The organism is Micromonospora sp. NPDC049580 (genome assembly GCF_040675595.1).
In the GTDB taxonomy this organism is placed as follows: Bacteria; Actinomycetota; Actinomycetes; order Mycobacteriales; family Micromonosporaceae; genus Micromonospora.
Genome location: NZ_JBFAPG010000193.1, coordinates 1 through 10,539 on the forward strand (window position 1 = coordinate 1; position 10,539 = coordinate 10,539).

The 10,539-nt window shown below is 72.3% G+C and carries 11 protein-coding genes and 1 pseudogene; 7 read left to right on the forward strand and 5 right to left on the reverse strand.

Going from position 1 to position 10,539, the window contains the following annotated elements; all coding sequences use genetic code 11:
- The first annotated feature begins 394 nt into the window (after positions 1–394).
- Positions 395–2,020 (forward strand): glycoside hydrolase family 43 protein, encoded by a 1,626-nt coding sequence (locus AB0J68_RS17255; RefSeq protein ID WP_354855705.1) that lies wholly within the window; start codon positions 395–397, stop codon positions 2,018–2,020.
- On the opposite strand, the gene AB0J68_RS17260 is transcribed toward AB0J68_RS17255, so the two are convergent.
- Complete coding sequence (locus tag AB0J68_RS17260) at positions 1,929–2,930, reverse strand: dihydrodipicolinate synthase family protein (protein ID WP_363939330.1); 1,002 nt, start codon at positions 2,928–2,930, stop codon at positions 1,929–1,931. The two genes, AB0J68_RS17255 and AB0J68_RS17260, sit on opposite strands and share 92 nt — an antisense overlap.
- A 70-nt stretch (positions 2,931–3,000) precedes the next feature.
- Here AB0J68_RS17260 and AB0J68_RS17265 point away from each other — a divergent pair, with 70 nt between their 5' ends.
- From AB0J68_RS17265 to trxA, 4 genes and pseudogenes are all read left to right on the forward strand, one after another.
- Positions 3,001–3,897 carry a LysR family transcriptional regulator gene (locus AB0J68_RS17265; protein WP_363939332.1) on the forward strand — a complete coding sequence of 299 codons (897 nt, stop codon included), beginning with the start codon at positions 3,001–3,003 and terminating at the stop codon, positions 3,895–3,897.
- A 144-nt stretch (positions 3,898–4,041) separates the two neighbouring features.
- Complete coding sequence (locus AB0J68_RS17270; protein WP_363939334.1) at positions 4,042–5,259, forward strand: chitosanase; 1,218 nt, start codon at positions 4,042–4,044, stop codon at positions 5,257–5,259.
- A gap of 131 nt (positions 5,260–5,390) precedes the next feature.
- The gene (locus tag AB0J68_RS17275; protein WP_363939336.1) at positions 5,391–5,783 is read left to right on the forward strand and encodes a MerR family transcriptional regulator; all 393 of its coding nucleotides are present in this window, start codon (positions 5,391–5,393) and stop codon (positions 5,781–5,783) included.
- Positions 5,753–6,070 (forward strand): annotated as a pseudogene (trxA, locus tag AB0J68_RS17280) (thioredoxin); the annotation flags it as partial. The gene AB0J68_RS17275 and the pseudogene trxA, both read left to right, overlap by 31 nt.
- 286 nt (positions 6,071–6,356) lie before the next feature.
- Here the strand turns inward: trxA and AB0J68_RS17285 are convergent.
- The 4 genes from AB0J68_RS17285 to AB0J68_RS17300 form a co-directional block, all read right to left on the reverse strand.
- Positions 6,357–6,851 (reverse strand): PepSY domain-containing protein, encoded by a 495-nt coding sequence (locus tag AB0J68_RS17285; RefSeq protein ID WP_363939338.1) that lies wholly within the window; start codon positions 6,849–6,851, stop codon positions 6,357–6,359.
- Positions 6,852–6,945: 94 nt separating this feature from the next.
- Positions 6,946–7,500, reverse strand: coding sequence for a DUF5872 domain-containing protein (locus AB0J68_RS17290; protein WP_354855713.1), 555 nt, complete (start codon positions 7,498–7,500; stop codon positions 6,946–6,948).
- A gap of 28 nt (positions 7,501–7,528) precedes the next feature.
- The gene (locus tag AB0J68_RS17295) at positions 7,529–8,818 is read right to left on the reverse strand and encodes a HAMP domain-containing sensor histidine kinase (RefSeq protein ID WP_363939340.1); all 1,290 of its coding nucleotides are present in this window, start codon (positions 8,816–8,818) and stop codon (positions 7,529–7,531) included.
- On the reverse strand, positions 8,815–9,498 hold the full coding sequence (locus AB0J68_RS17300; RefSeq protein WP_354855715.1) for a response regulator transcription factor: 684 nt from the start codon (positions 9,496–9,498) through the stop codon (positions 8,815–8,817). The genes AB0J68_RS17295 and AB0J68_RS17300 overlap by 4 nt, the downstream gene beginning before the upstream one ends.
- A 103-nt stretch (positions 9,499–9,601) precedes the next feature.
- On the opposite strand from AB0J68_RS17300, the gene AB0J68_RS17305 reads away from it, so the two are divergent.
- Both AB0J68_RS17305 and AB0J68_RS17310 read left to right on the forward strand, forming a co-directional pair.
- Positions 9,602–10,060 (forward strand): septum formation initiator, encoded by a 459-nt coding sequence (locus AB0J68_RS17305; RefSeq protein WP_355138570.1) that lies wholly within the window; start codon positions 9,602–9,604, stop codon positions 10,058–10,060.
- 42 nt (positions 10,061–10,102) lie between these two features.
- Positions 10,103–10,510, forward strand: a complete 408-nt coding sequence (locus AB0J68_RS17310) for a hypothetical protein (RefSeq protein ID WP_354855717.1) — start codon at positions 10,103–10,105, stop codon at positions 10,508–10,510.
- The last annotated feature ends 29 nt before the right edge of the window (positions 10,511–10,539 follow it).

The following is a 10,539-nucleotide window of genomic DNA, read 5'->3' on the forward strand; positions in this document are numbered from 1 at the left end:
GTGCTGGTTGTGCCACCTGTTGTTGGCTTGGGGGGCGTGGGGGTCGCTGTACTCCTCGTCCCAACAACTGGCCCTCTGCCGTTCGGCGCCGGCGCGGGCGCCGGCCAGGCCGAGCAGCGATCGGCGGGAAAGGTGCGCTGTCATGATCCATCCCTTCGGGGGACTCACGGGGTGCTCGGACGCCGGCCGAGCCGGCAAGGGTTCGAACCTGGATCTCCGGAACTTTCATTGCTTCGTCGGTATTACCGATCGATGGCCGGGACGCTACGAGCAGTTCCCCCAGCGGTCAAGACCCCTGTCCTATCGCGATAAGACCGGCTACCGTACGAGGGGCTTCCAGTGATCTGGTCCCCGCAAGTTTCCGGAAGTTTCATAGCCGCACAGAGGAGCCCCCGTGTCGACCGACACCGCTGACGTGGCGACCGCTGCCTGGTCGATCCGCAACCCCGTCCTCGCCGGGTTCCACCCGGATCCGTCGATCCTGCGCGTCGGCGACGACTTCTACCTGGCCACCTCGACGTTCGAGTGGTATCCGGGGGTTCGCGTGCACCACTCCCGCGACCTCGTCAACTGGCGCCCGTTGGGCGGGATCATCACCGACCGCCGCCTGCTCGACCTTCGTGGCTGCGGCGACTCCAACGGTGTGTGGGCGCCCGACCTGACGTACCAGGATGGGGAGTTCCACCTCGTCTACAGCGACGTCGCCAGCTTCGCCAGCGGCTACTGGGATCCGCAGAACTTCCTGATCACCGCGCCCGACATCGCCGGCCCCTGGTCGGATCCGGTGAAACTGCACGGGCGCGGCTTCGACGCCTCCCTGTTCCACGACGACGACGGCACCAGCTGGCTGCTGAGCATGAGCGCCGACTGGCGACCCGGCCGCGACCGCTTCGGTGGCATCGAGATCCAGCAGTACGACCGAGCGGCGCGTCGTCTCGTCGACCGGCCCCGCATGCTCTTCACCGGCACGCCGGTCGGGGTCACCGAGGGCCCGCACCTGTACCGCCACGACGGCTGGTACTGGTTGATCACCGCCGAGGGCGGCACGAGCTGGGAGCACCAGGTCACCGTGGCACGCTCGCGGGAGTTGTTCGGTCCGTACGAAGTGGACCCGGAGGGGCCCTTGCTCACCTCCGTCGGTCGGCCGGACCTGCGGTTGCAGAAGGCCGGTCACGGCAGCCTGGTCCAGACCCCGGACGGCGGGTGGTATCTGGCCCACCTGGTCGGCCGTCCCTACTCACCGCTGGGCAACTGTGTGCTGGGCCGGGAGACGGCGATCCAGCGGGTCGAGTGGCCGTCGGGCGGTTGGCCCCGGATTCCCGGAGGGGTGCCCGCCGAGGAGGTCGCCGCTCCCGACCTGTCCCCGCATCCGTGGCCCCAGGAGCCCGCCACCGACGACTTCGACGCCGCCGAGCTGGGTTCCTGCTGGTCGACGCTGCGCCGGCCGGCCACCGCGGACTGGGTCGACCTGCGGTCCCGCCCCTCGCACCTGCGGGTCCACGGTGGGCAGTCGCCGGTGGGTCGACAGGCGCCGAGCCTGGTCGCGCGACGGGTCGGGGCGACGCACTGCTCGCTGGAGACCGTGGTCGAGTTCGACCCGGTCGACCACCGTCAGCTCGCCGGGATCACCGCGTACTACAACACCCTCAACTGGCATCACCTCTACCTGACCCGGGCCGACGACGGGCGTACGGTGCTGGAGCTGCTCAGCTCGGACAACGGGCGGCGCACCCCGTACCCCGAGCTGACCGTCGATGCCAGCGGTGTCGACCGGGTCGGTCTGCGGGCGGTGTTCGACGGGCCCGTGGTGCGCTTCGACTACGACCTCGGCGCGGGCTGGCAGCGGCTGCCGATCGACTTGGACGCGACCATCCTGTCCGACGAGCACGCCGCCCTGATCATCGACGGGGAGCCGGCCGCGTGGGGCTTCACCGGGGCGTTCGTCGGCCTGTGGGTGCAGGATCTCGGCGGCGACGGGGTGTACGCCGACTTCGACCGGGCCACCTACCGGGAGCACTGACCACGCGGACGCGGCGCGGCGGGCGCTCCGGCGCCTGGACGAGCTGACGAGCGCGTCGAGGTGACCGGAGCGCCCGCCGCGCGGCGTCCGGACCGGCGGGCAGCAGCGGCAGCCGTACGGCGGCCGTCGGGATGCGACCCCGCGCGTGGAGCACCGACTTGATCACTGTCGGGTTGGGCTCGGCGAACAGCGCCGCGGACAGGCCCGCGAGCCGATGGCCGAGCGCCCGCCCCCGCACGAGGTCCCCGGCCTGCCAGTGCGCGACCAGCTGGACGAAGTCCGCGGCGGCGACCTGGGCCGAGGCCGCGATCGCGCCGTGCGCGCCGAGGGCGAGCAGCGGCGAGATGAGCGGGTCCTCCCCACCGAGTACGGCGAAGCCGGGCCGGATGTCGGCGAGGAAGTCGACGGTGTCCCCGTCGATCCCCCCGGTGGCGTACTTGATGCCGATGACGCCGGGCAGGCCGGCGAGCTGTCGAAGGTCGTCCGGGCCGAGCTGCTGCCCCGTGCGGTACGGGACGTGGTAGACGACCAGCGGCACCGGGCTGGCCTGGGCGAGGTGGGCGAAGTGGGCGAGCACTCCCGCGCCGCCCGGCCGCAGGAACGGGGGCACCAGGCAGAGCGCCGCTGTCACCTCGGGCCGGTCGGCCAGGGCGCGCAACGCCTCGACGCTGTTGGCGCCGACGAGCAGGTGCGAGCGGCGCGCACGGCAGACCGCGGACAGGACGTCGAGCACCGTGCCGCGCTCGTCGTCGCTGAGGGCGGCCGGCTCCCCCGTCGTGCCGAGCGCGACCACACCGGCCGCGCCGGCGTCCAGGGCATCGTTCGCGAGGGCCGTCAGCGCGTCGACGGCGATGTCCCCCGCGAGGTCGAACGGCGTGATGAGCGGAACGTACAGGCCGGTCAGGGTCATGCCTCCACTCTCGGCTGACCGACCGGGAAGGTCCAGTTCCGATTGCTCCGCCTATCCGTAAGCTGAGCTGATGCTTGACGTCCGTCGCCTGGTCCTGCTGCGGGACCTGGCCCGCCTCGGCACCATCGCCGCGGTCGCCCAGGCGCACGCCTACACGCCGTCCGCCGTCTCGCAGCAACTGGCCGCCCTGCAACGGGAGGCGGGCACCCGGTTGCTGGAGCGCACCGGACGCCGGGTCAGCCTCACGTCGACCGCCACCGCGCTCGTGCAGCACACCGAGGTCGTTCTCGCCGCGCTGGAAGCCGCCGACGCCACCCTGGCGGCCGCCCGAACCGGTCTGCGCGCGAGCGTCCGCATCGGGGCCTTCCCCAGCGCCGTACGCACCCTGCTGCCGGCAGCCCTGGCCACCCTGGCCCGCGACCATCCGGCGCTCGACCTCATGATCAGCGAGCTGGACCCGGTCGACATGCCGGCCGCCCTGCGGAGCCGACGGCTCGACGTCGCCCTGCTGCACGACTACGACATCGCGCCGACCCCACCCGACCCGACGGTGGACTCGATCGCCCTGCTGGAGGAGACCGTCTTCCTCGCCGTGCCCGGCAACACCGCCGACAGCACCGCCGCCGAGCCGATCAGCGCAGCTCGCGACGCCCAGTGGATCCTCGGCAGTCCCGGCACGCTCTGCCACTCGGTCGCCCTGCACGCCTGCCAGCTGGCCGGCTTCACTCCGGCGGTGCGGCATCACGCCGACGATTTCACCGCCATGCTCGCTCTCGTCGCCGCCGGTCAGGGCGTCGCTCTCATTCCACAGCTCGCCATCGCGCAGCCCTCCCCGCAGGTTGAGCTCCTGCCGCTGGCCATGCGCCGCCGCACGCGCGTCGCCTACCGCAGGGGCGCGGGTGGCCACCCCGCGGTGGTCGCGTGCGTCTCCGCGCTGCGCAGCGCCACCACCGCCTTCCTCGATTGATCCTGATCGTCGCCGATGTGGCAGTTGATCGACGTACCACTATCTGTTAATACTGTTTCCTGAAGCTCGCGGTGCCCGCCGGGCCGATCGCCGCGCCGGGCACCGACCGGCCGGCGGCACGCCGCCCCTTCCCCGAGGAACACCATGGTGCGCAAGAGAACAGCCGCCTACGTCGTGGGCACCCTGCTGATCGGCGTCGCGGCGGTCAGCTACGGCCTCCCGTCGGCCAGCGCCGCGACCGCCGGCCCGATCACCGGCCTCGGTGGCAAGTGCGTCGACGTCGCCGGTGCCAATCCGGCCAACGGCACGGCGGTGCAGCTCTACGACTGCAACGGCAGCGCGGCCCAGACGTGGACGGTCGGCAACACCGACAGCTCGATCCGCGCGCTCGGCAAGTGCCTCGACGTCACCGCCGCGTCGACCACCAACGGCGCCAAGATCCAGCTGTACGACTGCAACAACACCGGCGCCCAGAAATGGACCGCCGCCAGCGGTGGCGCCCTGGTCAACACCGCCTCGGGCAAGTGCCTCGACGTGACCGACCGGAGCACCGCCAACGGCGCCCGGTTGCAGATCTGGACCTGCGGCGGCACCACCAACCAGCAGTGGACCCTTCCCGGCGGCGGCAACCCCACCCCCACGCCGACCGCCACCGTCCCGGCCGGCACCAACCTGGACGACCCGGCGAAGAAGGACGTCGCCATGCAGCTCGTGTCGGCGGCGGAGAACTCCTCGCTCGACTGGCGGGCGCAGTTCTCCTACATCGAGGACATCGGCGACGGTCGCGGCTACACCGCTGGCATCATCGGCTTCTGCTCCGGCACCGGCGACATGCTCGAACTGGTCCAGGCGTACACGAACACCAAGCCCGGCAACGTGCTGGCCGGATACCTGCCGGCGCTGCGCGCCGTCAACGGCACCGCCTCGCACGCCGGCCTCGACCCCAACTTCCCCCGCGACTGGCGCACCGCGGCCAACGACTCGGTGTTCCGGGCCGCGCAGGAGGCCGAGCGGGACCGGGTCTACTTCAACCCGTCGGTCCGCGACGGCAAGAACGACGGGGTACGGGCACTCGGCCAGTTCGCCTACTACGACGCGGCGGTCATGCACGGGTACGAGGGAATGCGCCAGATCCGCAGCCGCGCCCTCGCCCGTGCCAAGCCGCCGGCCCAGGGTGGCGACGAGCGGACCTGGCTCAACGCGTTCCTCGACGAGCGGGTCATCGAGATGCGCAAGGAAGAAGCCCACTCGGACACGTCCCGCGTCGACACGGCCCAGCGGGTGTTCCTCAACAACGGCAACGTCAACCTGAACACGCCGCTGACGTTCGCCGTCTACGGCGAGCAGTTCCGCATCGGCTAGAACCCCCTCCGGCACGCACCGACGCTCAGGGCGCCGCCTCGCGGCGCCCTGAGCCGTCCCCGGGAGCGACCTTGCCTTGACGCTGACGACAAGGTTTAGCCTGGTCACGACGGGCTGGTCGAGGAGGTCTGATGCTGATCGGCGAGCTGGCTGAACGGGCCGGCACGAGCACCCGGACGCTGCGCTACTACGAGGCCCACGGGTTGGTACGCCCGCAGCGCTCGGCCAACGGCTACCGCGTCTACGACGAGGCGGAGCTGCGGGTCGTCCGGGAGATCCGGGCGCTGCTCGACGTCGGCTTCGGCCTCGACGACGTCCGTCCGTTCGTCGCCTGCCTGCGAGCGGGCAACGCGTCCGGCGATATCTGCCCGGATTCGGTGCTGGTGCTGCGGCGCAAGCTCGCCGAGGTCGACGACTACCTCGACCGGCTCACCGCGGTCCGTCAGCAGTTGCGCACCCAGCTCACCCACGCCATCGCGCACCGGGAGGAAACATGCCCCAGGAAACGACCGTCCGCCCCCTGATCACCGTCACCGACGCCACGTTCGCCGAGCTGGTGTTGGCCAGCGACCGGCCCGTCGTGGTCGACTTCTGGGCAGAGTGGTGCCCGCCCTGCAAGATGATCGAGAAGAGCCTCGTCGAGCTGGCCCAGGAGTTCGGCGACCGCATGACCATCGCCAAGCTCAACTCCGACGACAACCCGCAGGCCACGCGGCGCTACGCAGTCATGTCCCTGCCGACGCTGCTGGTGTTCCGTCAAGGCGAGGTCGTCGGCTCGGTCGTCGGGTCCCGGCCGAAACTCCACCTGCGGCAGAGCCTGACCCTGCCCGCCGGTCAGAGGCCCGCGTGCAGGGTCAGCGGCTCAGCTCTCGACCCAGCCGCACCCACCGCCACCACCCACCCCGCCACTCGACCAGGACCTCGACCTGGCCCGCACACCGTCTGGCAACGGTACCGGAACACCCGTGGTGACCCGTGGTGAGCGATCTCGTCCGAAGAGATGATCCGCCGGCAGGCGTGGTGCCGGCCCGGCGCGTGGCGACGCCCCGACCGCTGTGACGGATCCGGTCGGGGCGTCGCTGGTCGCCGGTCTTTCGTCAGTCGTCGTCGCCGGAGCTGTCGTCATCGTCGACCGGCTCGTGCTCGGCCTTGACCACCGCGCCGTTGTCCCGGTCGACGTCCACCTCGTGCTCGATGTCGCCGGCGATGATCTCGACGCTCCACACCGGCCGGCCGTGCTCCTGCTCGGCCTCGACCTCGACGATCTGGCCGCCACCGGCCCTGGCGAGCGCGATCTCACCGGCGCGCTGCTCGTCGACCGCGCTGCCCGCCGGCGCGGTGCCGGCGGACGGCGTGCCGCTCGACGGCGTACCCGATGGGGTCCCCGCCGACGGCGTGCCGCTCGCCCCCGGCGCGACGGTGGTGGCGCTGTCGTCCGGCGCGTCCGTGCCCGTCGGGGCGATGGTCGCCGCGGCGAGCGCCGTGTCGCCGCGCCGCGTGTCGTTCGCGGCGGCGACGCCCAGCGCGACCCCGGCCACCGCCAGCACCGCCGAGCCGCCGACCGTCGCCAGAAGCAGATTGGTGAGCTTCATCGTGGTGTCCACCTCTCCTCGGTTGTCGACTCCGAGGATCGGTCGGATCGGGATAGCGGCGCGCTGTCCGGACGCTAAGGCCGGGTTAAGTCCGTCAGCCGCGCCGGTTGAGTTCCGCTTCGAGCCGCTGGACGAGCGTCTTGCGGTCCTTGCCGGCGTGCTCGTTGCGCAGGGCCGTTCTGAGCTGCCGCGTGTCGAGGCCACGGACCAGCTTGCTGGCCTCGGCGACTGACATCTCCGAGATCCGGCCGGCGGTGGTGGCGTCTCGACGCGCCTTCTTGGCCGGCCCGGTGTTGGCGACGTACTGCCTGCCGGTTCGGGAGGCTTCCCGCTTCTTGGTGTCGGTCGCGCGCTTCTGGCTCTCCGACATCTCGTCCCAGGCCTTCTTGGGCAGGTAGCGGCTCGTCGTGCCGTCCTTGCGCGCACGGGTGTCGCCCTCTTTGGTCTGCCACTTCTCGTTGCCCCAGCGCTGGAGCGCTTTCTGCCGCTCGTCCTTTTCGCCCAGGAAACCGCCGCCGCGCTTCTTGTACTCCTGGGTGACCAGCTGTGACTTGCGTGCCGACCACTGACCCGGCCGACCGCCCTTGTCGGACGCCTTGATCTCTTCCTTGATCTGCTCTCTGAGCTCGGGTTTCGTATACCGCGCCATGGGTGGCAGCTACCCGGCACCGCAGCGGCTATGCCTCTCGCCGCGACGTCGACGGACCGAGCCGCAGCAGCACCTGCGCCCCGCCCTGCGGACCGGACCGCAGCTCCAGCCGACCGCCGCCGGCCTGCGCGGCGCGGCGGGCGATGTCCAGGCCGAGTCCGGTCGACCCGGCGGCGCTGGCACCCCGTCGGACCGCCCCCGCCGGCATGCCCGGTCCTTCGTCGGCGACGGTGAGCAGCACCTCCCCGTCGTCGCGCGCGAGCCGGACGGTGAACGGTGTGCCGTCGGCTGTGTGCGCGAAGACGTTGCCGAGCAGGGCGTCCACGGCGGCCGTCAGGTCGTCGGCGGGCACCCCGACGGTGAGCGGGCCGGGGGCCAGGTCGAGGTGCACGGCCCGACCGGTGTCCTCGGCCAGCACCGACCAGAACGCCACCCGGTCCGCGACGATCGCGGCGGCATCCGACGCGGCCGTCCCCGGCGTCGGCGCGCGACGCCAGCGGGCCTGCTGGATCAGACCGGTGACCGCCCGTTCGAGCCCGTCGGCGGCGGTGGCGATCCGGGCCGCGTCGTCCGGGTCGCGCAGCGACTCCGCCTCCAGCCGCAGCGCCGTCAATGGCGTCCGCAGTCGGTGCGACAGGTCGGCGACCTGCTCGCGCTCCTGCAACAGGAGAACCTGGATCCGGCCGGCCAGGTGGTTGAGAGCACCGGCCACCTCGCGCAGCTCCGCCGGGCCGGCGGGCGTGACCCGGGCGTCCAGTTCGGCGTTCGCCAGCCGGTGCGACACCGCGGAGAGTTCGCTGATCGGCCGCACCAGCGTGCGCGCCAGCCGGTCGGCGACCGCCAACCCGATCAGCACCAGCACCACACCCAGCAGCGCCAGCACCAGCCAGGCCCGGGTCACCCCGGCGGTCAACTCCTGCCGCGGCACCACGATCCGGATCACGCCGGTGCCGTCCGCCCGGCCCTGCACGGCGATGACCACCTCCCGGCCGGCCGCCGACTCCCCGGTGAGGCTCTGGCCACGCGCCGCAAGGGCCACCGCTGGCGTACGGGGCGCCTGGGCGCCGAGCACCGTGCCGTCGGGCAGGAAGACGCTCACCTGTCGACCGGACTCCGCGGCGAGCTGCTCGACGGTGAGCCGGATGGTCGGCGCGTCCGCGGTGCCGACCACCGGCACGAGGCTCTGCGCGTCGGCGGTGGCCCGCACGGTGGCCCGGTCCTGGGCGACGGTGCGAACCAGCAGCGCCAGCGGCACCAGGAAGGCGACGAGCGTGAGCACGCTGACCGCCGCGACCAGCAGCGCGAGCCGTGCCCTCACGGCGCCTCCAGTCGTACCCCGACGCCGCGCACGGTGTGCAGGTAGCGGGGCTGCTGGGCGCTCTCCCCCAGCTTGCGGCGCAGCCAGGACAGGTGCACGTCGACCGTCTTGTCCGCGCCGCCGTACGGGATCTGCCAGACCTCGGTGAGCAGCTCGCGTTTGGTGACCACCTGGCCGGGCCGACCGGCCAGGTGGTGCAGCAGGTCGAACTCGCGCGGCGTCAGCTCCACCAGCGTGCCGTCCAGGGTGACCTGCCGGGACCGGGGGTCGACGCGCAGCCCGCCCACCACGAGGGACACCTCCCGCGCGTCGGCGCTGGCCGGGCCCCGCCGCAGCACCGCTCGGGCGCGGGCGTCGAGCTGCGCGGCGGTGAACGGCTTGACCACGTAGTCGTCGGCGCCCGCGTCGAGGACCCGGACGATCTCGGTCTCGTCGTCGCGGGCGGTGGCGACGATGACCGGCACCGAGCTGACCGCGCGCAGCATCCGCAGCAGCTCGCGTCCGTCCAGGTCGGGCAGGCCCAGGTCGAGGACGACCAGGTCCGGTCGGTCCTCCAGCACGTCGCGCAGCCCGGCCATCGCGGTCGAGGCCGCGGCGACCGCGTGGCCGCGTTCCCGCAATGCTCGGATCAGCGGCGTACGGATCGTCAGGTCGTCCTCGATGAGCAGCAGGCGGGCCACAGCAGGCAGGCTAGCCGCTGCCGCTGCCGGCGAGACGCGCGTTAACCGTGCCTTAGCCTCCGGATGTGCCGACGACAACCTCCGATCGGGGATAGTCGGTGGCATGAGCCGTCGTTCCGTCCTCGTCGCCGCCGGATGGGTGGCCACGGTCGCCGTGGCGACCCTGATCGGGTTGGGCGCGATCCGGCTGGTGGGTGAGAGCCTGACCGGTACGCCGGGCGGGGTGCGCAGCGAGGCGGAGATCGAGCGGGCGCTCGCCTCGCCCGAGCCCGCGCCGGGTGGCACCGTCGGCGCGACAGCGGGCGGGCCGACGACGCCCGCGCCGTCCGCCAGCGCCGGGGTCCGCCGCAGCTTCGCCACCGACGGTGGCACGGCCGTGGCCGAGTGCGGCCCCGATGGGGTACGCCTCGTGTCGTGGGCGCCGGCGCAGGGCTACCGGGTGCACGAGGTGGACCGGGGTCCGGACGACGACGTCGAGGTCACCTTCGAGGGCTCGGCCGGTCGGCACGAGCTAAAGGTCCGCTGCATCGGCACCGAGCCGGTGGCCGTCGCCGACGACTGAATCCACTCGTGGCAGCTGCCGCAAGATCGCTAAGATCCCGCGGTGATCCGTACCCTCGTCGTCGCCTCCCTCCTGCTGGCGGGCTGCTCGCCCGCCGATACGCCCGACCCCGCTCCCCGCTCCACCGCGCCCTCGGACAAGTCCGCGGCCTCCGCGTGCAGTCGCGTGGCCTTCAGCATCGAGAAGAACAACCCACCCGTCGAGGACATGAGCACCGCGATGCTCGCCATCGGGTCGACCGACCCCGGTGTCCGCGAGGCCGGGAAGAAGCTGGGACCAGCCGCCAAGGAAGCCGGCGACCTGTGGGTGGCGGACGACCCTGCCGTCGACAAGGGGCCGGCCAACCAGCGCGTGGCCGACGCCCGGCAGGGTCTGCTCACGGCGTGCACCGACCTGTTCGGGGCGTACCCGTGGCCCTTCGTCAGGGGCGTGTCACCGACGCCCCGGTAGCTGAACGACGGGGCGTGACCGGCACGGAC